The sequence below is a fragment of the Pantoea sp. X-Soil-MYKO-1785 genome (assembly GCF_059730675.1).
On the sequence record NZ_AP036000.1, the window covers coordinates 3,077,581 to 3,100,322 of the forward strand.

The 22,742-nt window shown below is 57.0% G+C and carries 19 protein-coding genes; 9 read left to right on the forward strand and 10 right to left on the reverse strand.

Features of this window, described 5'->3' with window-relative positions; genetic code table 11:
* Positions 1-24 precede the first annotated feature (24 nt).
* The 4 genes from AC6I8D_RS14630 to AC6I8D_RS14645 all read right to left on the reverse strand — a co-directional run bounded on the left by AC6I8D_RS14630 (position 25) and on the right by AC6I8D_RS14645 (position 4,339).
* Positions 25-1,083 carry an AI-2E family transporter gene (locus tag AC6I8D_RS14630; protein ID WP_312055047.1) on the reverse strand — a complete coding sequence of 353 codons (1,059 nt, stop codon included), beginning with the start codon at positions 1,081-1,083 and terminating at the stop codon, positions 25-27.
* A gap of 84 nt (positions 1,084-1,167) precedes the next feature.
* Positions 1,168-2,736, reverse strand: a complete 1,569-nt coding sequence (locus AC6I8D_RS14635) for a sensor domain-containing diguanylate cyclase (RefSeq protein ID WP_497820387.1) — start codon at positions 2,734-2,736, stop codon at positions 1,168-1,170.
* A 353-nt stretch (positions 2,737-3,089) separates the two neighbouring features.
* Complete coding sequence (locus tag AC6I8D_RS14640; protein ID WP_312055050.1) at positions 3,090-3,698, reverse strand: DsrE family protein; 609 nt, start codon at positions 3,696-3,698, stop codon at positions 3,090-3,092.
* Between the two features lie 35 nt (positions 3,699-3,733).
* On the reverse strand, positions 3,734-4,339 hold the full coding sequence (locus AC6I8D_RS14645; RefSeq protein ID WP_497820388.1) for a DsrE family protein: 606 nt from the start codon (positions 4,337-4,339) through the stop codon (positions 3,734-3,736).
* 755 nt (positions 4,340-5,094) lie between these two features.
* Between AC6I8D_RS14645 and bepA the strand changes: the two genes are divergently transcribed.
* Together bepA and arsC are read left to right on the forward strand one after the other, a co-directional pair.
* Complete coding sequence (bepA, locus tag AC6I8D_RS14650) at positions 5,095-6,558, forward strand: beta-barrel assembly-enhancing protease (protein ID WP_312055053.1); 1,464 nt, start codon at positions 5,095-5,097, stop codon at positions 6,556-6,558.
* 30 nt (positions 6,559-6,588) lie between these two features.
* Positions 6,589-6,936, forward strand: a complete 348-nt coding sequence (gene arsC, locus AC6I8D_RS14655; protein ID WP_312055055.1) for an arsenate reductase (glutaredoxin) — start codon at positions 6,589-6,591, stop codon at positions 6,934-6,936.
* Here the strand turns inward: arsC and hda are convergent.
* The 3 genes from hda to upp form a co-directional block, all read right to left on the reverse strand.
* Complete coding sequence (hda, locus tag AC6I8D_RS14660) at positions 6,933-7,634, reverse strand: DnaA inactivator Hda (RefSeq protein WP_180217190.1); 702 nt, start codon at positions 7,632-7,634, stop codon at positions 6,933-6,935. The two genes, arsC and hda, sit on opposite strands and share 4 nt — an antisense overlap.
* Before the next feature lie 106 nt (positions 7,635-7,740).
* On the reverse strand, positions 7,741-9,024 hold the full coding sequence (gene uraA / locus AC6I8D_RS14665; RefSeq protein ID WP_312055200.1) for a uracil permease: 1,284 nt from the start codon (positions 9,022-9,024) through the stop codon (positions 7,741-7,743).
* A gap of 160 nt (positions 9,025-9,184) precedes the next feature.
* The gene (upp, locus tag AC6I8D_RS14670; RefSeq protein WP_031375379.1) at positions 9,185-9,811 is read right to left on the reverse strand and encodes a uracil phosphoribosyltransferase; all 627 of its coding nucleotides are present in this window, start codon (positions 9,809-9,811) and stop codon (positions 9,185-9,187) included.
* A gap of 228 nt (positions 9,812-10,039) precedes the next feature.
* Here upp and purM point away from each other — a divergent pair, with 228 nt between their 5' ends.
* Both purM and purN read left to right on the forward strand, forming a co-directional pair.
* Positions 10,040-11,080: a phosphoribosylformylglycinamidine cyclo-ligase gene (gene purM / locus AC6I8D_RS14675; protein WP_497820389.1), complete on the forward strand. Its 1,041-nt coding sequence runs from the start codon at positions 10,040-10,042 to the stop codon at positions 11,078-11,080.
* Positions 11,077-11,715 carry a phosphoribosylglycinamide formyltransferase gene (purN, locus tag AC6I8D_RS14680; RefSeq protein WP_497820390.1) on the forward strand — a complete coding sequence of 213 codons (639 nt, stop codon included), beginning with the start codon at positions 11,077-11,079 and terminating at the stop codon, positions 11,713-11,715. Before purM ends, purN begins: the two co-directional genes overlap by 4 nt.
* A gap of 284 nt (positions 11,716-11,999) precedes the next feature.
* Here the strand turns inward: purN and pstB are convergent, their stop codons facing one another.
* Genes pstB through AC6I8D_RS14695 form a run of 3 tightly spaced genes read right to left on the reverse strand, consistent with a single transcriptional unit; the run spans position 12,000 to position 16,498 of the window.
* Positions 12,000-12,767, reverse strand: coding sequence for a phosphate ABC transporter ATP-binding protein PstB (gene pstB / locus AC6I8D_RS14685; protein ID WP_497820391.1), 768 nt, complete (start codon positions 12,765-12,767; stop codon positions 12,000-12,002).
* A 12-nt stretch (positions 12,768-12,779) separates the two neighbouring features.
* Positions 12,780-14,414, reverse strand: a complete 1,635-nt coding sequence (gene pstA, locus AC6I8D_RS14690; RefSeq protein ID WP_312055061.1) for a phosphate ABC transporter permease PstA — start codon at positions 14,412-14,414, stop codon at positions 12,780-12,782.
* A complete protein-coding gene (locus tag AC6I8D_RS14695) occupies positions 14,411-16,498 on the reverse strand; it encodes an ABC transporter permease subunit (RefSeq protein ID WP_497820392.1) in 2,088 nt (695 codons plus the stop codon). Before AC6I8D_RS14695 ends, pstA begins: the two co-directional genes overlap by 4 nt.
* 150 nt (positions 16,499-16,648) lie before the next feature.
* On the opposite strand from AC6I8D_RS14695, the gene ppk1 reads away from it, so the two are divergent.
* The 5 genes from ppk1 to mgtE all read left to right on the forward strand — a co-directional run bounded on the left by ppk1 (position 16,649) and on the right by mgtE (position 22,739).
* Positions 16,649-18,709, forward strand: a complete 2,061-nt coding sequence (ppk1, locus tag AC6I8D_RS14700; protein WP_031375373.1) for a polyphosphate kinase 1 — start codon at positions 16,649-16,651, stop codon at positions 18,707-18,709.
* 5 nt (positions 18,710-18,714) lie between these two features.
* On the forward strand, positions 18,715-20,238 hold the full coding sequence (ppx, locus tag AC6I8D_RS14705; RefSeq protein ID WP_312758999.1) for an exopolyphosphatase: 1,524 nt from the start codon (positions 18,715-18,717) through the stop codon (positions 20,236-20,238).
* A gap of 41 nt (positions 20,239-20,279) precedes the next feature.
* Positions 20,280-20,894, forward strand: coding sequence for a tellurite resistance methyltransferase TehB (gene tehB, locus AC6I8D_RS14710; protein WP_312055065.1), 615 nt, complete (start codon positions 20,280-20,282; stop codon positions 20,892-20,894).
* Positions 20,895-20,995: 101 nt separating this feature from the next.
* Positions 20,996-21,181, forward strand: a complete 186-nt coding sequence (locus AC6I8D_RS14715) for a YfgG family protein (protein WP_031375371.1) — start codon at positions 20,996-20,998, stop codon at positions 21,179-21,181.
* A 124-nt stretch (positions 21,182-21,305) separates the two neighbouring features.
* Positions 21,306-22,739: a magnesium transporter gene (gene mgtE, locus AC6I8D_RS14720; RefSeq protein ID WP_312055068.1), complete on the forward strand. Its 1,434-nt coding sequence runs from the start codon at positions 21,306-21,308 to the stop codon at positions 22,737-22,739.
* Positions 22,740-22,742: the final 3 nt, after the last annotated feature.

The following is a 22,742-nucleotide window of genomic DNA, read 5'->3' on the forward strand; positions in this document are numbered from 1 at the left end:
AGTTCACTTGCCGCGCCCGGCTTATTACGCCGTCCGGTGCTCATCCGGCCAGGCATGCACCACCGCTTTGACCAGCGTCGCCAGTGGAATGGCAAAGAACACGCCCCAGAATCCCCACAGCCCGCCAAAAATCACCACCGATAAGATAATTACCAGCGGATGCAGATTGACCGCCTCCGAGAACAGTATCGGCACCAGAATGTTGCCATCCAGCGCCTGAATTACCAGATAGACGATAAACATGGTCCAGAATTCGCTGCCCATCCCCCACTGAAACAGCCCAACGCCGATTACCGGCAGGGTGACCAGCATCGCGCCAATATAGGGAATTAACACCGAAATCCCCACCAGTACCGCCAGTAACAGCGCATAGTTGAGGCCGAGAAACAGGAAGGCCAGCCAGCTGGCGATGCCGACCACCACCATCTCCAGCACTTTGCCGCGAATATAGTTAGTGATCTGCTGATTCATCTCCAGCCACACCACACCCGCCAGACCGCGATTGCGCGGCAATACCCGACGCACCGCGTTCAGCATCTGCTCTTTATCCTTTAACAGGAAGAACACCATCAGCGGCACCAGCACCAGGTAGATCATCAGCGTCATCAGGCCAACCAGCGACGCCAGAGAGTAGCGGACCAGCGAATCACCCATGCCGCTCAGCCGGCTACGCAGGTTCTCAGCTATCAGATCGATGATGCCGGCATCCATCAGTGCCGGAAAACGCTTCGGCAGCCCGGCGGAAAACAGATAGAGCTTATTGAGCATGTTGGGCAGGTCGCGGGTCAGATTAATCCCCTGCTGCCAGGCGACCGGCGCCACAATCAGCACCATTACCAGCAGAATACCGGCGAACAGCACCAGCACAATCGAGGTGGCCCAGCTTCGGCTGCAACCGACGCGCTGTAGTCGCGCCGTTGGCCATTCCAGCAGGTAGGCCAGCACTACGGCCAGCAGCAGCGGTGCCAGCAGATCGCTTAAGAAAAACAGGATACAGAAGCCCGCCAGCAGGATCACCAGCAGGGCGATGGCCTGCGGATCGCTGAAGCGACGTTTGTACCATTGAAATAATAAAGCCAGCATAACTTCCGATCCAATACAGCCAAAAGGAGGACGATTGTACCTGATATGAGCAGCCTGAACAGGGCGTTGCCTGCTGGCGCGCAGCTAGCTGACGGGCGCCGCAATCACGCAGTTACGTCCGCCGTTTTTCGCCTGATACAGTGCGGCATCGGCCTGCTTTAAGCTGGCTTCCAGCGACACCTCCTGCTGACCGTTCCATGCCGAGACGCCAATCGATAAGGTGATACGGCCAACGTCGGTGAGCCAGGCTTCGGCAATGCCGAGCCGCACCCGCTCGGCGATGATCAGCGCTTCTTCCAGCGGAGTGCCCGGCAGCAGCATCAGAAATTCCTCGCCGCCGCTGCGGCAGACCACGTCGGACTGACGGGCACTGGCTCGCAGGGTACTCGCCACCTGTTGGATCACCCGATCGCCAACGTCGTGTCCCCAGCTGTCGTTGACGTTTTTAAAGTGATCGATATCCAGTGCCAGCACCGAAAACGGCTGGCGCAGCGTCTGGTAATAGTCCAGTACCGCGTTGAGACCGCGACGGTTCAGTAACTGGGTCAGCGGATCGGTTTGCGCTTCCGAGTTGAGCCGGCCAATTTTGTCCTGCACCAGACCAATGCCGGTCAGCAGTGCGCGTTTGACCTGCGCGGCCTCAAAATACCAGGCGCTGATGCCGCCAATCTCCCTTGACACGCCCTGCGCATCCATCCGGCTGGCTTTACGGGCCAGTTGCCACAGCGGCAGCGCAATCAGCCGGGCCAGCACGACCGCTACCAGCAGCGTCAGCAGCGCAAACGGCACGGAGTTTTTCAATACCTTGAGCAACAGCCCGGAAAGCGGCTGCAGCGTGACATTGATCGGCTTGAGCGCCACTACCGTCCAGCCGGTGGTCGGCACCACGGCATAACCTGCCAGTTGCTTAACTTCACCCGACTGCGAGAGCATCAGCGAGCCATTGCTCTGCTCCTCACGCGGCCCGATGATGGCGGGCAGCACTTTGCCAATCAGCTGCCGATTCTGGTGATAGAGCACCTGATTATTGCTATCAAGCACGTAGACGCTGGTGCCATCACGATAAAACTGCTCGCCCAGCAGCGCGTTCAGAATGCTCTTTTTCTTCAGATAGATGGTGCCGCCCACATAGCCCAGATAGTCGCCATCGCGGCTCCAGATCGGCCAGGAGACAAATACCAGCAAATTGTTTGCTGCAGAAAGAGTGGGTTTACTGATGTTCGGCTGGCGCATCTCCAGCGCTTCGCGTGACGCTTCACTGGTCAGATGCATTCCTTTCAGCGTCAGCGACTCCGGCGAGATGGCTTTTACTATCCCCTGCTCATCCACCACCGCCACCGAGTTAAAACTGGTGGTTTGCTCGCGCAGGCGGTTGACTTCGTTTTGCAGCAGCGTCTGGTTATTAAAATTATTACTGAGCTGATTGGCGCTGTAATGCAGCTGTGACTGCGCCAGCTGGAAGAAAATCTCGCTGGTGGAGGCCAGTTTAGCGGCATAAGCCCGGTTAGCCTCAAGGGTGCTTTCAATCAATACCTGACGCTGTACCCGCCAGGTCGCGTAGAGGGTATTGGCCAGCGTAATGACGATGCTGGCCATAACCAGCAGTGCGATTAGATTGCGTAGATCGGTTTTGGGCCGAAAACGCCTTAGCATGGCGTTGCCGCCGCAGGAGAAAAAGTCATGTCTTACGCGCCTGATTATTGTTTTTAGCGTGTGCCGGATGTGCAGATGATTCCGGGCGTAAGTCTACACCCTGGCGGAGGATTTGAGCAGGTTTAAGGCCGTCGGCAGCGTACTAAATTCAAATTTAGCTGGCCCTGATTGTCCAGCGGCTGGCGAGTATAAGACGGGCATAGTGAAGAAACGTGGTCAACACCGCAGGTCGGGGTCACGCTTGCCTGCGATGCCAGCCAGCGTTGCAGCAGAAAATCAGTCCCACTTAGCGGGCAGGCAGGGTGCGGGAACCTGACGATAAGAGCACAGCGGCGCTGTCGCCGCTGGCCGAATCACAGCATCAGGAAAGCGTAGCCTTCATTTTGCAGCGTAGCGACGGTCGTGCCGCTGGAGATAGTATGAGTGACCATCGGGTCGATCCATTCGCGCTCCAGCTGATGGAACGCCACCGACTGATCGCAAATCGACACTTCAACGCCGGCTTTTTTCAGTTCACCGATCAATTTAAGGTTCGGGTTGTCGACGCCGTAAGCTTTATGAAACTGCGCATTGGTTAAGGCAGCCGGAACCGCGTCGCTGTTGATCGATACCACGAATTTAAGCTGGTCGAGCGGGACGCCCGCCGCATAATAGAGGTTAGTCACGCGAGCAACCCGCTCCAGTCCCAGGTTCGGCTGTCGGATATCGCCTTCACTGCGGTTGATCTGGAAAACGATTTTATTGCTCAGGCCTGGCGTGGTGCCCGGTTTAAAGGCTGGCGTATCGACGTAATGTATTTTTCCGTAGCCCTCAATGGCTGGCGTACTCCAGAAATCTGCCGGCTGGGTTTTATTATCCGCCACTTTACCGCTGACCTTATCGAATAATTCCGGCAACTGTAAAACATTACCCCCAATAAACCCCGCCACGGCGGCGACCACAATAAAAGCTGCTGGACGCATCACTTATTCTCCTGATGTATTAGACAAAGTATTAATTACATTGCCAGCCACGCGTAACCCTGATTTTGCAGGGTCGATACCGTGGTCGGACTGGAAAGCGCATGCACCACCGACTTATCAATCCAGTTATTGGGATAGTGATGGAAGGCCACCGACTGATCGCAGACCGATACTTTCACGCCGGATTTATTTAACTCATCGATCAGTTTCAGGTTCGGATTATCAATGCCATAGAACTTCCTGAAATGGGCGTTATCCAGCATCGCCGGGGTAGCGTCGCCGGTTACTGAGACCACAAATTTCAACTGGTCAGCCGGAATGCCTGAGGCGATATAGAGATTCACTACCCGCGCGACCCGCTCCAGCCCCAGATTTGGCGCGGTCATCGCACCGTCGCTGCGGGTAATCTGGAAAACAATTTTATTGCTCAGCCCCGCTACCGGTTTAAAAGCGGCGTCAGCCTCATAATGAATTTTGCCGTAACCCTCAATCGCTGGCGTACTCCAGAAACCCTCAGGCTCCGGTGGCTCAGACGAAAAATGCCGCGTAACTTTGTCATAGATATTGCCGCTTTGTGTGACAACCGCGCCGACCACACCGCCCACAATGGCAATTAACACGTAAGCAACCGCTGAACGCATAACACTCCTCTCCGGCAAATAACGCGTTACAGATCCATATTCTGAATCCGGGCAATATCTATATCACAGCGCATCGATATTCAGCGCCTGAGTAAATGTGCGTCAGCACAGCCTGGGTGATGAACGAAATAATGTCAGAGCTTAATCAATCGAAAATTTTCATTAGCGGGCAATGTAAAGTGAATAATATATGGACCTTAATATAATCGTTAATTGCCAGCAGGCTTTATGACTTCAGATGAATAAAATACCATTATTTACTGGAGCGAATAACGGTTAGCTGATGAGGAAGATTTAATTAATCAATCGAGGCCATGGGCATAAAGCGCGCAAAACGGCCTTTTTTTCGGAGTAAACCTGGAAAAATTCATGCCATATTCAGTTTTTTTGAGTGAATTTACATAACTTTAAATTAAGTGCCCGGGGCGATTTAATTCGCTCTCAGCATAATCTGCTTTATTTCCATCAGCTACATCGGGAAAACCTGAATAAGCCGGAATCCTTTCGTCCATTACCCTCAGCTCAGGCGGCCGGCGTTTTTTCGTTTAACTGCGGTTTAGGTTGTTAACATATTCAATTTTTTTCGTCAGAAAAGGCGGTCTTGCACAAAACAGACACCATTCGGCGCAGAATACCCCATTCCTTTCTTATCATGCTGTGGTTAAGATGGTTGCGAACCGCTGTTAGCTGCGAAAAAACGGAAGCTTACCGCTGCGCACCTGGCCAGTTTCAGGGCCTCTTTACAGGATTAAGGCATGTTGAACCGGTTAAAAAAAACGCTGATTGCCGCACTGCTCCCGACGCTGATGTTAACCAGTCTGGCACCTGCCTGGGCCGACATCAGTGATTCCCTGCCCGATATGGGGACCACGGCGGGCTCAACGCTGTCGATTAATCAGGAATTACAGATGGGCGACTTCTACGTTCGCCAGCTGCGCGCCAGTGCTCCCCTGATCAACGACCCGTTGCTTAACCAGTACATCAATCAGCTCGGCCAGCGGCTGGTGTCCCACGCCGATTCGGTTAAGACGCCGTTCCACTTCTTTCTGATTCAGAACGATGAACTCAACGCCTTTGCCTTCTTTGGCGGCAATGTGGTGCTGCACTCTGCGCTGTTCCGGTTCACCGAAAATGAAAGCCAGCTGGCCTCGGTGATGGCGCATGAAATTTCCCACGTGACCCAGCGCCATCTGGCTCGCGCCATGGAAGATCAAAAGCGTAATGCCCCACTCACCTGGGTCGGCGCGCTGGGCTCAATCCTGCTGGCGATGGCCAATCCGCAGGCCGGTATGGCGGCGCTAACCGGGACGCTGGCGGGAACCCAGCAAGGCATTATCAGCTTCACCCAGGGTAACGAGCAGGAGGCGGATCGCATCGGGATTCAGGTGCTGCAACGTGCCGGTTTTGATCCCCAGGCGATGCCAAACTTTCTACAGAAGCTGGCCGATCAGAGCCGCTTCTCGTCGAAGCCGCCGGAGATTCTGCTGACGCACCCGCTGCCTGACAGCCGTCTGGCTGATGCGCGCAACCGCGCCAACCAGATGCGACCGGTGGTGGTGCAGTCCAGTCAGGATTTCTATCTGGCGAAGGTGCGTGCGCTGGGGATGTACGCCACCGGCCGCAATCAGCTGACCGATGAACTGCTGAACCAGTACGCCAGCGGCAACACCCGCGAACAGCTGGCGTCGCAGTACGGTAAGGCGGTGCAGTTTTTGCAGGCGAAAAGCTACGCCGATGCGAAGCGGATCATCACTCCGCTGCTGGCGAAGCAGCCGGATAACGTCTGGTTCCTCGATATCATGTCGGATATCGACATCGGACTGAACCAGCCGCAACAGGCGATCGCCCTGCTTACCGGCGCAACCAGCGCGAAGAACAGCCCGGTAGTACAGCTCAACCTGGCAAACGCCTACGTTGAAGCGAAACAACCGGCCAACGCCAGCCGCATTCTGAATCGCTACACCTGGACCAATAAAGATGATCCTAACGGCTGGGATTTACTGGCACAGGCATCAGCCCAGCAGGGACTGAACGATGAAGAGCTGTCGGCGCGCGCTGAAAGCCTGGCGCTCAACGGCCAGCTAGATCAAGCGATCACCACTCTCAGCAGCGCCAGCGCCCAGGTGCCGCTCGGCAGCCTGAAGCAGGCGCGTTACGATGCCCGTATCGATCAGCTGCGGCAGTTGCAGCAGCGCTTTAAACAATATCAGAAAGGCTAACTGGCCTGTTATCAGAGGAGATCGCCTGAAATGGTGACGATTTATCACAATCCGCGCTGTAGCAAGAGTCGCGAAACGCTGGCGCTGTTACAGCAACGCGGCATTGAACCTGAGGTGGTGCTCTATCTGCAAACTCCACCGACCCGCGACACGCTGCAAATCCTGCTGCAGAAGCTGGGCATGCAGAGTATACGCCAGCTGATGCGCACCAAAGAGCCGCTTTATCATGAGCTGGGGCTGGCGGAGGAAACGAAGAGTGAGGCTGAACTGATCGCCGCGTTAGTCGACAATCCCAGCCTGATTGAGCGACCGATTGTGATTAATGGCGACCAGGCGCGCATCGGCCGCCCACCCGAAGCGGTACTGGGGATTATTTAAAGGCCGAGCGTCTCTTTAACAAAGGGGATGGTCAGTTTGCGCTGGGCGCTGATCGAGGCGCGATCGAGGCGATCCAGCGTATCAAACAGCGTGCGCATTTCGCGATCGAGTCGCTTCAGCAGGAAGCGGCCAACGTCTTCCGGCAACTCAAAACCGCGCAATCCGGCCCGCAGCTGCAACGCCTGCAACTTATCTTCGTCGGAGAGCGGCTGCAGACGGTAGATCTGCCCCCAGTCGAGGCGCGAAGCCAGATCGGGCAACTGCAGATTAAGCTGACGTGGCGGACGATCGCCGGTGATAAACAGGCGGGTATTGCCGGTTTCCAGAATGCGGTTGTAGAGATCGAAGATCGCCATTTCCCACTCCGGCTCGCCGGCAATGCACTCGATATTATCGATGCAGACCAGTGACAGTTGCTCCATCCCTTCCAGCACTTCCGGCACGAACCAGGTGCGCTTATCCAGCGGCACATAGCCGACCGCCGCACCGCGCGCTGACATTTCTGCGCAGGCGGCGTGCAGCAGATGGCTCCGGCCACCGCCTTCGCGCGACCAGAAGTAGAGATAGCTGCCATGTTGTTGGTTGAGAGCACCTTTCAGCGCGGCAATCAGCGACGGGTTCTCCCCCGGCCAGAAGCTGGCGAAGGTTTCGTCGTCAGGCAAATAGAGTGGCAATGACAATTGTGCCGGCGTGTTCAGAAGCACCTCAGCAAGAGAACAAGCAAAAAACCGGGCAAGTCTACCACAGTTTTCAGAAAGAGATGAATGGAGCGTCCCTGCCCCGATCTCAGCAAGCGACTAACGATCAGGAATCCTGGCGTTCGTCAGCTTCCAGCACCACTTCTTCCGGACGCAGCAGTGAAATCACGCGGAAGATCAGCGCTAATCCCACGCCGACGAGGGTGGCCAGCGCCATGCCTTTCAGCTCCGCCGCGCCGATATGCACCTTCGCACCGCTGACGCCGATGATCAGGATCACCGAGGTCAGGATCAGATTCTGCGCTTTGTTATAGTCCACTTTGGATTCGATCAGCACTCGGATACCGGACGCGCCAATCACCCCGTACAGCAGCAGCGAGACGCCGCCCATCACCGGCACCGGGATCGCCTGAATCGCCGCCGCCAGTTTTCCGACACACGACAGAAGAATGGCGAGGATCGCCGCGCCGCCAATCACCCAGGTGCTGTAGACGCGGGTGATCGCCATCACGCCGATGTTCTCACCGTAGGTGGTATTGGGCGTCGATCCAAAGAAACCGGAGATCACCGTTGATAAGCCATTGGCGAACATCGAGCGGTGCAGGCCCGGGTCGCGGATCAGATCTTTCTTGACGATATTAGCCGTCACCACCAGATGGCCGATGTGTTCGGCAATCACCACCAGCGCCGCCGGCAGAATGGTCAGCATCGCGACCCACTCGAAGCGTGGCGTATAGAAAGTGGGCAGCGCGAACCACGGCGCGTTTTCTACCCCACGCCAGTCGACGATGCCCATAAACCACGAGAGCGTATAGCCGACCAGCACGCCGATCAGAATCGGGATAATCGCCAGGAAGCCGCGAAACAGCACTGAACCAAACACCGTCACCGCCAGCGTCACCAGCGAGATAATTACCGTGGTGCTGTCGGGCGAACTGCCCTCAGCCGGCAGCAGACCGGCCATATTCGCCGCCACGCCAGCCAGCTCCAGACCGATTACCGCGACTATCGCGCCCATCGCCGCCGGTGGAAACATCACATCCAGCCAGCCGGTACCGGCCCGTTTCACAATCAACGCCACGATACAGAACAGCACGCCGCACAGAATAAATCCGCCCAGTGCCACCTCGTAGCCCAGTGGCAACAGCAGCAGCACCGGCGAGATAAAAGCAAAGCTTGAGCCGAGATAGGCGGGAATTTTGCCCTTACAGATAAACAGATAAATCAGCGTGCCGACGCCGTTGAATAACAGTACGGTAGCCGGGTTGATGTGGAACAGAATCGGCACCAGCACCGTGGCACCAAACATGGCGAACAGATGTTGCAGACTGAGTGGAATGGTTTGCAGTAACGGCGGTCGTTCACTGACGCCAATGGCGCGACGAGTCATCATTTATCCCCTTGCGTTCGTTTTCCCCGTTGGCTGACACCCGCGCCGACGCAGCGTCACGCAGCATGCGTGACGCTGACGCCAGACGGCGGATGTTATCCGATTGGGGATGATGCTTTTTTTGCCAAAAAAAAGCCGACTCTGCGGCCGGCTGTGCGATTTATTTGGTTCCGAAAATCTTATCCCCGGCGTCACCGAGCCCAGGAATGATGTAACCTTTGTCGTTCAGTCCCTGATCGACCGAGGCGGTGTAAAGCTCGACGTCAGGATGCGCTTTTTCCAGAGCGGCAATCCCTTCAGGCGCGGCCACCAGCACCAGCACTTTAATGCTGCTGCAACCGGCTTTTTTCAGCAGGTCGATAGTGGCGATCATCGAGCCACCGGTCGCCAGCATCGGGTCTACCACCAGCGCCAGGCGCTCTTCAATGTTCGAGACCAGCTTCTGGAAATACGGAACAGGTTCCAGGGTTTCTTCATCACGGTAAACGCCCACCACGCTGATGCGTGCGCTGGGAACATGCTCCAGCACGCCTTCCATCATGCCAAGACCGGCACGCAGAATCGGGACCACCGTAATTTTTTTACCTTTGATTTGATCGATCTGCACCGGGCCGTTCCAGCCCTCAATAGTCACTTTTTCGGTTTCCAGGTCGGCGGTGGCTTCGTAGGTCAGCAGGCTGCCTACTTCTGATGCCAGCTCGCGGAAACGCTTGGTACTGATATCATGCTCACGCATCAAGCCCAGTTTATGTTTGACCAGCGGGTGTCTGACTTCCACGATCTTCATTGGTGTTCTCCCGGAATGAGTTGAGCTAAAAAAAATCGCGGGATTATACCGCCTTTTTGCCTTCGCGCCACTTATCCTTGCGCAAGGCGGCGGCATTTACCGGGACAAAATAAGGATTGATGAAAATCGTCTGGTGCGCAATCCCGGACTCGCAAACGTTTGCCTGCGCTGGTAGAATTGCCGCGCTTTATTTAAACCACCAACCGCAACTCGCGTGGGGACCTCGCAGTGACCGACAAGACCTCTCTCAGTTACAAAGACGCCGGTGTTGATATTGATGCTGGTAACGCCCTGGTTGACCGTATTAAAGGCGTAGTGAAAAAGACGCGTCGCCCGGAAGTAATGGGTGGACTGGGCGGCTTCGGTGCGCTTTGCGCGCTGCCGCAAAAATACCGTGAACCGGTGCTGGTCTCCGGCACCGATGGCGTCGGCACCAAGCTGCGTCTGGCGATGGACCTTAAGCGCCACGATGCGATTGGCATTGACCTGGTCGCGATGTGCGTCAACGACCTGGTAGTTCAGGGCGCAGAGCCGCTGTTCTTCCTCGACTATTACGCCACCGGCAAACTGGACGTTGATACCGCTTCTGCGGTGATCACCGGCATTGCCGAAGGCTGTCTGCAGTCGGGTTGTGCTCTGGTCGGCGGCGAAACCGCTGAAATGCCGGGCATGTACCACGGTGAAGATTACGACGTGGCCGGTTTCGGTGTCGGCGTGGTTGAGAAATCAGAAATCATCGACGGCAGTAAAGTGCAGGACGGTGACGTGCTGATCGCGCTCGGCTCCAGCGGTCCTCACTCTAACGGCTACTCGCTGGTTCGTAAGATTCTGGAAGTCAGCAATACCGACCCGCTGGTTGAACAGCTGGAAGGCAAACCGCTGGCTGATCACCTGCTGGAACCGACCCGCATCTACGTGAAAAATATCCTCAGCCTGATTGAGCAGGTCGATGTGCATGCGATTGCGCACCTGACCGGCGGCGGCTTCTGGGAAAACATTCCGCGCGTGCTGCCCGACAACACCCAGGCGGTGATTGACGAGAAGAGCTGGCAGTGGCCTGCGGTGTTCAGCTGGATGCAGCAGGCGGGCAACGTCAGCCGCTTTGAGATGTACCGCACCTTTAACTGCGGCGTCGGGATGATCATTGCCCTGAGCCCGGACGAGGCGGACAAAGCCGTCGCGCTGATGCAGGCTGCCGGCGAAAAAGCGTGGAAGCTGGGCGTGATCAAGGCCTCCGATGCGGAAGAGCGTGTGGTCATCAACGGATGAAAAAGCTGGTTGTACTGATTTCCGGCAACGGAACTAACCTTCAGTCCATCCTTGACGCCTGTGCCAGCGGGCGGATTAACGGCAGCGTCGCTGCCGTTATCAGCAACCGCGCTGCTGCCTATGGCCTGACCCGGGCGCAGGAGGCGGGCATTCCCGCCAAAGCGCTGGCCGCCAGCGACTTCGCTGACCGCGACGCCTTCGATCGGCAATTGATCAACGAGATCGAGGCGTACTCGCCGGATCTGGTGGTGCTGGCAGGCTATATGCGGATCCTCAGCAGTGGGTTTGTTGCGCATTTTCATGACCGCCTGCTGAATATTCACCCTTCGCTGCTGCCGAAATACCCTGGCCTGCATACTCATCGTCAGGCGCTGGAGAATGGCGATAGCGAACACGGTACCTCAGTGCATTTTGTCACCGATGAACTGGATGGTGGCCCGGTGATCCTGCAGGCCAAAGTGCCGGTATTTCCGGACGACAGCGAAGCGGAGATTACTGAGCGGGTGCAGCATCAGGAGCACGCGATCTATCCGCTGGTGATTAGCTGGTTTATCGACGGACGCCTCAGGATGCGTGACGGAAAAGCCTGGCTGGACGGTGAACCCCTGCCGCCGCAGGGTTATGCAAACGACTAACGCTCTGGCAGCAGAGGCCATCGTTTCTTCTGAAGTGCTGGCAGAGTAAAGGCTCAGGGAGCACAGGCCCGTAGTAAAGCATCGCGGGCCATGGATAAAAACGTCGGGTGCGTTTTTGAACAACGCAAAGCGTTGGCCCGGCTACGGGAGCACCTCAGGGATGAGGTGCGTAATCGCCCGCGCTGAGCCGCCACGGAGAGTGTTTTTACGTCTTTACGGAGGGCATCGGCTCCCTGAGCCGGTGCGTGATCCACACCTCACCAACCCCGCTCTTCTCCCTTTCCTTAGCCGTAGCGGCCGGTAATGTAATCTTCGGTGCGTCGTTGTTTCGGCGCGGTAAAGATCCGATCGGTATCATCAAACTCCACCAGCGCGCCCTGATGCATAAACGCGGTATAGTCGGAGACGCGTGACGCCTGCTGCATATTGTGGGTGACCAGCACCAGCGTGAAGTGCTGCTTCAGCGTGGTCATCAGCTCTTCAATCACCAGGGTAGAGATCGGATCCAGCGCCGAGGTCGGTTCATCCAGCAACAGTACCTCCGGTTCGATAGCGATCGCCCGCGCAATCACCAGCCGCTGCTGCTGTCCGGTCGAGAGCGTCAGCGCATTTTGCCCCAGCTGATCCTTCACTTCACTCCATAACGCCGCCGCCCGCAGCGCACGTTCGCAGGCTTCGTTCAGCACCCGCCGATCGCGAACGCCCTGCAAGCGCAGGCCGTAAACCACATTTTCATAGATTGACTTCTGAAACGGATTCGGCCGCTGAAACACCATGCCGACGCGCCGACGTAGCGCGGAAAGATCCTGATCCGGCCGCATGATCGGCACTGCGCCCAGCAGCACTTCACCCTCGACCCGGCAGTGATCGATCACATCGTTCATCCGATTGAAGCAGCGCAACAGGGTCGATTTACCGCAGCCGGACGGGCCGATCAGCGCGGTAATACGGTTTTTCGGCACCTGCAGCGAAATATCCTGCAGCGCCTGGCGCTCGCCGTACCACAGTGAAAGATGATTAACGGTGAGCGCAATGTCAGTGTGGGGCGTCATAGTCATAGCCTGTTATTGAGTCATAAGGCGATAGCGTTCACGCAGGCGGTGACGCAGGCTCATCGCCAGCAAATTGAGCGACAGAATAATCACCACCAGCAGCAGCGCAGTGGCAAACACCAGCGGCCGGTCGGCTTCAATATTCGGACTCTGAAACGCCAGATCGTAAATCTGGAAGCCAAGATGCATAAATTTGCGGTCGAGGTGCAGATAGGGGAACACCGCATCGATCGGTAATTCCGGCACCATTTTCACCACCCCGACCAGCATCAGCGGTGCGGTTTCACCCGCTGCGCGTGCCACGGCGAGGATCAGTCCGGTCAGCATTGCCGGCACCGCCAGCGGCAGCACCACATGCCACAGGGTTTCCGCCTGAGTGGCACCGAGCGCCAGCGATCCCTGACGCAGACTATTGGGAATGCGCGAAAGCCCCTCTTCTGTCGCCACGATCACCACCGGCAGAGTCAGTAATGCCAGCGTTAACGCCGCCCACAGCAGGCCCGGCGTGCCGAAGGTTGGATTGGGCAGTGCGCTGGCAAAGAACAGCTGATCGAGCGTGCCGCCGACCAGCCAGACAAAAAAGCCGAGGCCAAAGACGCCATAGACAATTGAAGGCACCCCGGCCAGATTAACCACCGCAATCCGCACCAGCCGGGTCAGCGCGTTGCGGCCGGCATATTCATGCAGCCAGATCGCGGCAATCACCCCAAGCGGCATCACCACAATCGACATCAGCAACACCATCAGCACGGTGCCAAAGATCGCCGGGAACGCACCGGATTCGCTGCCACCGTCAGCTGGCGAGTCGCTGACAAAGCGCCATAGCTGCTGCAGGAAATGGCGGCTTTTTTGGCCCAGCGTCATTGCGTTGGGTTTCCAGCTATCGACAATTTCCGTTAATGGAATCGTGTGGTCGATGCCGTGCACATCGCGCAGGATCAGAGCGTCGCGCTGGCTCTGCTGTTGCAGGCTGGCCAGCGTCTCACTGAGATGATCGAAACGACGCTGCAAGGCCGCCTGATTCGCCTGGTATTCCGACTGGGTCTGGAGATCAAAGCGACCGGCAGCGCGCTGCTGCGCGGCCTGCTCGTCCAGCTGCTCACGCTGGCTGTTGACGCGCGCCATCTCTACCCGGCGAATCTGACTGGCCTGCCGCACCAGCAGTTGCACCTGCGCCAGTCGCTGATGCAGCAGCGCATCGGGATTGCGGGCGGTTAAGACCTCATTATCCTCGCGCAGGCCGATAAACCAGCCGTAAGCCTGGCCGTGACTGCGGCGCTGCAACACCATGATCGCTTTTGGCTGGCTGACGCTGGCCGCTTCCCGGCTGTAGACCACGCGGAAATCGGGCGCGTCCCAGTCGCGGTTGCCGGTTTTAATCAGGTAGCGATGAACCTCTCCACCGCTGTTGCCCTGCTCATCCACCGGGGCGGGAAAGCGCGGCTGATGCTCAAGGGTTTCGCCCAGCAGACGCACCTCGCGCCCGTCAGGCTGGCTGAAGCTGTAAAGGTCGACCCGCTGCGGCCAGAAAGCCCGAACGCCCTGCCAGGCCAGCAGCCCAATCAGCAGGGTAAAGGCTAACAGGCAGACCGCCACGGCACCGGCGGTTAACCAGCGCCAGCGATCGTTTTGTCGCATCACCTTCATACCTGCTCCTCCTGCTGACTGTAGCGCTGACGCAGCCGCTGACGAATCAGCTCCGCCACGGTATTGATCACCAGGGTGAACAGCAGCAGCATCAGGGCGCTGAGAAACAGGATGCGATAATGGGCGCTGCCGGCGGCGGCTTCCGGCATCTCAATGGCGATATTGGCTGACAGGGCGCGCAGTCCGCTGAACAATCCGCCCTGGCTTTGCGGCGTATTGCCGGTCGCCATCAGCAGAATCATCGTTTCCCCCACTGCGCGGCCCAGACCGATCATCAGGGCGGCAAAAATTCCGGCCGAGGCGCCTGGCAGCACCACCCGGGTCAGGGTTTGCCACGGCGTCGCGCCCAGCGCCAGCGACCCCTGCCCCAGCGCCGCAGGCACGCTGAACAGCGCATCTTCAGAGAGCGTAAAAATCAGTGGCACCAGCGCAAAGCCCATCGCCAGCGCCGCCACCAGCAGGTTGCGCTGTTCATAATCTGGTAGCCAGTCGCCTGCGTCAGGAATAAACAGCGTTGGCAACCACAACGTCAGTAAGGTAACCAGCAGCAGCAGCGGCAGCAGAATCAGCACCTCCCGGCCTGGCTGTCGCCAGCGCGCCGGTAAACGCGCGCTGAGCCCCCCGCACAGCAGCAAACTGGCGGCCAGCGTCAGCGGCAACAACAGCACACCAATCAGCGCCTGACTGATGTGCGGTGCCAGCCAGACACCGGCAATCAGTCCCACCACCACGCTCGGCAGCGCGCCCATCATTTCGATAGCCGGTTTCACCCAGCGACGCAGTCCCGGTGCCATAAAAAATGCGGTATACATGGCCGCCGCCAGCGCCAGCGGCGTGGCAAACAGCAGCGCTAAGCTGGCGGCTTTCAGCGTGCCGACCACCATCGGTACCAGGCTGAACTTGCCCTGATAGCTGTCGCCCGCTGCGGTCGACTGCCAGATCCAGTCCGGTGCCGGGTAATTTTCGTACCAGATTTTCTGCCAGAAGTTACGCCAGGTGACATCAGGCCACGGGTTATCCAGCCGCAGGGTTTGCCAGCTGCCAGCCCGCTCAATCAGCAGACTGTCGCCACGCGGCGAGAACTGCGCGTCGAGAATACCAGGCGCCAGCTGGCGCTGCAGAATCGGGCCGTCCTGTTTGCTGGCGAACAGGCGCAGCAGGCCAGTTTCACTGACGGTTGCGAACACCCGACGTTGTGATTCGGTAACCACTTTCGCCGGTCCTGCGCTGTGTGCAAAGGTCCGGATGCGTTGAAGACGCGGCCCCTGGGAACTGGCGATAGCAAACCACTGGCTGATGCCACTCTGATCCTGAATTAACAGGCTTTTACCGCCCACCAGCAGATGCAGGCTTTGCGGGCGTTGCGGCAGCGTCTGGGTTTCACGCAATCGCGCCTGATCCTCGTCGAGTTGCCAGACGCGCAGCACGTTGCCTTCGGTGGTGTAGAGCAGATCGCCTGCCGGAGAAAGTGTCAGCAGGTCCGGCGGCGGCTGCGGCAGGTCGATAGTCGCGGCATGCTGATTGGTGCCGAGCGTCAGCACCGTCAGGCCGCGGCTGGTCAGCGCGGCGATACGCCACTGGCCCGGGTGACGGGTCGCCAGAGCCATTTTTGTCACCGCGCCGTGCGGCAGGTGAAACGGTTTGTCGCCCAGCGGAAAACGCCACTGCTGTTCCGCTGTCGGTTGCATCAGCATCAGCGCGCCCTGCATATTCAGCAGCAGCGTCTGGCTGTCGGCACTGCGCACCACCTGTTGCGGTGCCGGCGATAACGCCAGCGCCGGTTCCGCCGGTTGCCCATCCAGCGGGATAAACCGTGCCGCGCCGTGCGCGCTGATACGCCAGCCGATACGACCATCATTGCCGAGGGCTAACGCCGGCGCGCGATCCCACAGCTGCTGATTACTGGCAATCTGCAGACCCGGTGCACTGAACAGCGGCAATACCACGCCAATCAGCCAGCAAAACAGCAGCAACATCAGCAGCAGAATCGCAATGCCACAGGACGTGACCAGCCGCCGCGTCAGGCGGTCAACGGCACGACGCTTACGGTCGCTGAACTGGACTGGGATGTGGTTTACGCTCATGCGGTTCCGGTAGCAGGCAAAAACAAGCCGCTATGTTGCCCGTAGCCGGTTGATAAGACAACTATTGACGTTGGACAACGCTGCCATACTCTCGCCATAATGATCAGGGACACTGGATCTTCAGTCCTGCAACCGCTATATGGAGTGAGAATGGGTCAGGTAAAGCTTTATATTGAAAAAGAATTAAGCTGGTTATCCTTTAACGAACGGGTTTTGCAGGAAGCGGCGGACAAAAGTAATCCGCTGATTGAGCGGATGCGTTTTCTCGGTATCTACTCCAATAACCTCGACGAATTCTACAAGGTGCGTTTCGCCGACCTGAAACGCCGCATTCTGATTGGTGAAGAGCAGGGTTCCGCCAGTACGCCACGTCATTTATTCAAGAAGATCCAGCAGCGAGTCCTGAAGTCTGACCAGGAGTTCGACGCCCTGTATAACGATCTGCTGCTGGAGATGGCGCGTAATCAGATCTTCCTGATCAACGAGCGCCAGCTCTCGCCGAATCAGCAGGCGTGGCTGCGCCACTATTTCAAACATGAACTGCGCCAGCATATCTCGCCGATTCTGATCACCCATGAAACTGACCTGACCGAATTTCTGAAAGACGATTACACCTATCTGGCGGTGGAAATTATCCGCGGCGATACCATTCGTTATGCGCTGCTGGAGATCCCGTCCGATAAAGTGCCGCGTTTCATTAATCTGCCGGCTGAGCCGCCGCGTCGTCGTAAGCCGATGATCCTGCTGGATAACATTTTACGTTACTGCCTGGACGATATTTTCAAAGGCTTTTACGACTACGACGCACTGAACGCCTACTCGATGAAGATGACGCGTGACGCCGAGTACGATCTGGTGACGGAGATGGAATCGAGTCTGCTGGAGCTGATGTCGTCCAGCCTGAAGCAACGCCTGACCGCCGAGCCGGTCCGCTTTGTCTACCAGCGCGACATGCCCGATTCGATGGTGGAACTGTTGTGTCACAAGCTCTCCATTTCTAACTTCGATTCCATATTGCCCGGCGGACGCTACCACAACTTTAAAGACTTCATCGGTTTCCCGAACGTCGGCAAAAACAACCTGGTGAACCGGCCGCTGCCGCAGATTCGCCATATCGGATTTGATGGCTTCCGCAATGGCTTTGATGCCATTCGCGATCGCGATGTGCTGCTCTATTATCCTTACCATACCTTTGAGCACGTGCTGGAACTGCTGCGTCAGGCGTCGTTTGACCCCAGCGTGCTGGCGATAAAAATCAATATTTATCGCGTCGCCAAACACTCACGCATCATGGATGCGATGATTCATGCGGCCTATAACGGTAAAAAAGTGACGGTGGTGGTTGAACTGCAGGCGCGCTTTGATGAAGAGGCGAACATCTACTGGGCTAAGCGCCTGACCGAAGCGGGCGTGCACGTAATTTTCTCTGCGCCGGGGCTGAAGATCCACGCCAAGCTGTTCCTGATTTCCCGCCGTGAAGGTGAAGAGATTGTGCGGTACGCGCATATCGGGACCGGCAACTTCAACGAAAAAACCGCCCGCCTCTATACCGACTACTCGTTGCTGACCGCCGATGCGCGTATCACCAACGAAGTGCGCCGGGTGTTTAACTTTATCGAGAACCCTTACCGGCCGGTCACCTTCGATCATCTGATGGTGTCACCGCAGAACTCACGCCGGATGCTGTATGAGTTGATCGATAACGAAATCGCCAATGCGCAGCAGAAAAAGCCATCCGGCATTACTCTGAAAATCAATAATCTGGTGGACAAAGGACTGGTTGACCGGCTTTATACAGCCTCCAGCGTGGGGGTTAAGGTCAATCTGCTGGTGCGCGGCATGTGCTCATTAATTCCCGATTTGCCGGGCATCAGTGAAAATATTCGCGTCATCAGTATCGTTGACCGTTATCTGGAGCACGATCGCGTCTATATTTTTGACAATGGCGGCGATAAAAAAGTGTTCCTCTCCTCGGCTGACTGGATGACGCGTAACATTGATTACCGCATCGAAGTGGCGGTGGCGATTCTCGATCCACGTATTAAGCAGCGCATACTCGACATTATTGCTATTCAGTTAAGTGATACGGTAAAAGCCCGCATCGTCGATAAAGAGTTGAGTAACCATTACGTCCAGCGCGGCAATCGTCGCAAAGTGCGATCGCAGCTGGCCATTTATGATTACATCAAGAACCTGGAACAACCTGAATAAATCCTATGCCAATTTCCCATAAAAGTACGCCAAAACCCCAGGAGTTTGCGGCGATCGACCTCGGATCGAACAGCTTCCATATGGTCATCGCCCGGGTGGTGGATGGCGCGATGCAGGTATTGGGTCGCCTGAAACAGCGCGTCCATCTGGCTGACGGGCTGGATGCCAGTAATCGCCTGAGCGAAGAGGCGATGGAGCGGGGATTAACCTGCCTGGCGCTGTTCGCGGAACGTCTGCAGGGATTCAGCCCGAGCAATGTCACCATTGTCGGCACCCATACGCTGCGCCAGGCGGTCAACGCCGAAACCTTTTTGCAACGGGCCGCCGAGGTGATCCCCTACCCGATTGAGGTGATTTCAGGTCATGAAGAGGCCCGTCTGATCTTTATGGGCGTGGAGCATACTCAGCCGGAGAAAGGTCGCAAGCTGGTAATCGACATCGGCGGCGGGTCAACCGAACTGGTGATTGGCGAGGATTTTGAGCCGCAGCTGGTGGAAAGCCGCCGCATGGGTTGCGTCAGTTTCGCGCAGCTCTATTTCCCCAACGGTGAAATCAGCCGCGAGAATTTCCGTCGCGCCCGCTTAGCCGCCGCGCAGAAGCTGGAAACGCTGGCGTGGCAGTATCGCCTGCACGGCTGGCAATATGCGCTGGGCGCGTCCGGCACTATCAAAGCCGCCTGCGAAGTGCTGCAGGCGATGGATGAGAAAGAGAAGCTGATTACGCCTGAACGTCTCGACAAATTGTATGACGAAGTGATTAAGCACAAGTCATTTGCCGCGCTGAGTCTGCCTGGCCTGTCGGAAGAACGTAAAGGGGTGTTTGTACCGGGACTGGCGATTCTGTGCGGCGTGTTCGACGCGCTGGCGATTCGCGAGCTGCGCCTCTCCGATGGCGCGCTGCGCGAAGGCGTGCTGTACGAAATGGAAGGCCGCTTCCGCCATCAGGATATCCGCAGCCGCACCGCGCAGAGTCTGGCGAATCATTACGCGATTGACAGCGATCAGGCGCGACGCGTGCTCGACACCACCGAACAGCTCTATCTTCAGTGGCGCGATCAGAATCCCAGGCTGGCAAATCCGCAACTGGCGGCGCTGCTGAAGTGGGCGGCGATGCTGCATGAAGTCGGGCTGACCATCAACCATAGCGGTCTGCAGCGCCATTCAGCCTACATTCTGCAAAACACCAATATGCCTGGCTTTAATCAGGATCAGCAAATGCTGCTGGCGGCGCTGGTAAGATTCCATCGGAAAGCGGTGAAACTCGATGAGTTGCCGCGGGTGACGCTGTTTAAGAAGAAGCAGTTCGTGCCGCTGATTTTCCTGTTGCGTCTGGGTACCCTGCTGAATAATCAGCGCCAGGCCACTACGCGGCCGGATACCCTGGAGCTGAAGTGCGACGACGGTCACTGGACGCTGATTTTCCCCGCGGGCTACTTCAGTCAGAACACTCTGGTGCAGCTCGATCTCGAGCGCGAACAGGGTTACTGGAACGACGTCACCGGATGGAAACTGATCCTCGAAGAGGCCTGATAACGTGGGTGCCTGGCCCCCATTTAACTGAACTGATAATCATGACACAACATACCGAACGTCTGCGTGACGAACACTATTTCGCCGAAACCTACGGCCTGACGCCGCCCCACTCTGAAGTCGTGGCGGCGCTGCCCCAGCTCAACGTCGGTAAGGCTCTCGACCTCGGCTGTGGCGGCGGACGTAATACGCTGTATCTTAATCAGCACGGTTTCGACGTCACCGCCTGGGATCATAATCCGCAGAGCCTGGCGCGTCTGCACGATATTATCGAGCGGGAAGGTCTGAGCGGTATCCATACCGAACAACGCGATCTGAACCAGACCCGCTTTAACGGTGGCTACGATTTTGTCCTGTCGACCGTGGTGATGATGTTCCTGCAGCCGCAGAGCATTCCGCAGCTGATTGCTGATATGCAGGCCTGCACGGTGAAGAACGGCTACAACCTGATCGTGGCGGCGATGAACACCGACGATATGCCGTGCCCGGACGATTTTACCTTTGCGTTTAAATCGGGTGAGCTGAGCAATTACTACCGTAACTGGCATATCGTGAAGTACAACGAAAATCCTGGCCAGCTGCACCGCAAAGATGAACATGGCAATCGCATTAACTGCCGCTTCGCCACGCTGCTGGCGCAAAAAGCCAGTTACTGATCTTTGCCTGCTGTTTTTTTCAACAGCGATTGATTTCGTCTGGCGACTGTGACTAAATGTTGCGGTCGCCCAGCTTTGGGTCATTACAGGAACCACCCCGCGTGAACAGCGCTATTTCTCCCCGAAGACGTCAAAAGACCGGCACCATGACCCGTATCGTGTTGCTGATCAGTTTTATCATTTTGTTTAGCCGCCTGATTTTTATCCTGCCTGCTGCCTTCGAACATCATCAGCAACAAAAATCGCTGCCTGAACCGGTTGCCGTCAGTTCTGGCGATACGCGTTAGCGAACACGACTTTTTCGCCTGAAAAACTGCCCCGCCGTCCGGTTGACTGCGCCATTTTTTGCATCCCTTTTTCAGGCGAAACGCTACACTTCGTGCTGGTGCTTACAGACTAAAGGGATTCAATGTGTCTGCCTCACACTCTCAACGTTTAAGTGAAATACGTCATCGCATTCTGACGCTGCTGCTCAACGAGCACGATCTGGTTGATGCGTTACTGGATAAATCCAGCGACCTCACTCCTGAACAGCAACGTGAAAATGCGACCCAGCGTGACGCGCTGGAACAGGATATTCGTCAGCTGCACGCTGCCGACCTTGCCGATATCCTGGAAGCATTACCGGAAGAAGAACGTCAGGCGCTGTGGCGACTGGTGCCGAACGAACGGCGCGGTCTGGTGCTGGTGGAGGCGTCAGAAACCGTCTGGGCCAGCCTGACCGAAGAGATGAGCGATCGCGATATTCTGCGTGCCATCGAACCGCTGGATATTGATGACCAGGTGTGGCTGGCGCGTTATCTGCCCCGTGACCTGACGGGCCGCCTGCTGGCGACCGTGGAACCGGGCCTGCGCGCCCGCATGCTGAGCGTGGTGGAGTTTGACCGCGACCGCGTCGGTCGGGTGATGGATTTCAATATCCTGACGGTGCGCGACGACGTGACGCTGGCCACGGTACAGCGCTATCTGCGTAAGCACAAAAGCATGCCGGGCGGCACCGATAAAATTTTTATTACTAATGACGATAATCTGCTGCTGGGCGAACTGCTGCTGACCGATATTCTGCTGAACAAGCCGAAAACGCTGGTCAGTGAGGTGATGAATGCCCGCCCCACCACTTTCCAGCTCAACGACAAGGCGGAAGATGCCGCCAGCGCCTTCGAACGTTATAACCTGATATCCGCCGCCGTTACTGATGCAAAGGGCCGCCTGATTGGCCGTATCACCGTTGAAGACATCATTGATTTAGTGAATGCCGAAAACGAAAGCAACATCCGTAAAATGGGCGGTATCAGTCAGGAAGAGGATGTGTTCGCGCCGGTGCGGAAGTCAGTGCGTAAACGCTGGGCATGGCTGGCGATTAATCTCTGTACCGCCTTTGTCGCCTCCCGGGTGATTGGGCTGTTTGAAGGGACTATTTCGCAAATCGTGGCGCTCGCCACTCTGATGCCGATCGTCGCAGGCATCGGCGGCAATACCGGTAATCAGACCATCACCATGATTGTGCGCGCGCTGGCGCTGCATCAGGTTGAGCCGGGAAACTTCTCGTTCCTGATTGTCCGTGAACTCGGCGTGGCGCTGATCAACGGCCTGTTCTGGGGCGGGATTATGGGCGGTATCACCTGGCTGATGTATGACAATCTGGCGCTGGGTGGCGTGATGATGCTGGCGATGGCGCTGAATCTGCTGCTGGCAGCGCTGATGGGCGTACTGGTGCCGCTGGTGATGACCAAAATGAAGCGCGATCCCGCCGTCGGCTCCAGCGTATTGATCACCGCTATCACCGACACCGGCGGCTTCTTCATCTTCCTGGGACTGGCTACCCTGTTCCTGCTACCGCACTGAATC

Coding starts and splice junctions, on each gene's coding strand:
- purN (WP_497820390.1), top strand. CDS start 11,077: ATGAAAAAGCTGGTTGTACTGATTTCCGGCAACGGAACTAACCTTCAG.
- AC6I8D_RS14695 (WP_497820392.1), bottom strand. CDS start 16,498: ATGAGCGTAAACCACATCCCAGTCCAGTTCAGCGACCGTAAGCGTCGT.
- AC6I8D_RS14635 (WP_497820387.1), bottom strand. CDS start 2,736: ATGCTAAGGCGTTTTCGGCCCAAAACCGATCTACGCAATCTAATCGCA.
- pstB (WP_497820391.1), bottom strand. CDS start 12,767: ATGACGCCCCACACTGACATTGCGCTCACCGTTAATCATCTTTCACTG.
- tehB (WP_312055065.1), top strand. CDS start 20,280: ATGACACAACATACCGAACGTCTGCGTGACGAACACTATTTCGCCGAA.
- pstA (WP_312055061.1), bottom strand. CDS start 14,414: ATGAAGGTGATGCGACAAAACGATCGCTGGCGCTGGTTAACCGCCGGT.
- ppk1 (WP_031375373.1), top strand. CDS start 16,649: ATGGGTCAGGTAAAGCTTTATATTGAAAAAGAATTAAGCTGGTTATCC.
- arsC (WP_312055055.1), top strand. CDS start 6,589: ATGGTGACGATTTATCACAATCCGCGCTGTAGCAAGAGTCGCGAAACG.
- AC6I8D_RS14640 (WP_312055050.1), bottom strand. CDS start 3,698: ATGCGTCCAGCAGCTTTTATTGTGGTCGCCGCCGTGGCGGGGTTTATT.
- ppx (WP_312758999.1), top strand. CDS start 18,715: ATGCCAATTTCCCATAAAAGTACGCCAAAACCCCAGGAGTTTGCGGCG.
- uraA (WP_312055200.1), bottom strand. CDS start 9,024: ATGACTCGTCGCGCCATTGGCGTCAGTGAACGACCGCCGTTACTGCAA.
- upp (WP_031375379.1), bottom strand. CDS start 9,811: ATGAAGATCGTGGAAGTCAGACACCCGCTGGTCAAACATAAACTGGGC.
- AC6I8D_RS14645 (WP_497820388.1), bottom strand. CDS start 4,339: ATGCGTTCAGCGGTTGCTTACGTGTTAATTGCCATTGTGGGCGGTGTG.
- bepA (WP_312055053.1), top strand. CDS start 5,095: ATGTTGAACCGGTTAAAAAAAACGCTGATTGCCGCACTGCTCCCGACG.
- AC6I8D_RS14630 (WP_312055047.1), bottom strand. CDS start 1,083: ATGCTGGCTTTATTATTTCAATGGTACAAACGTCGCTTCAGCGATCCG.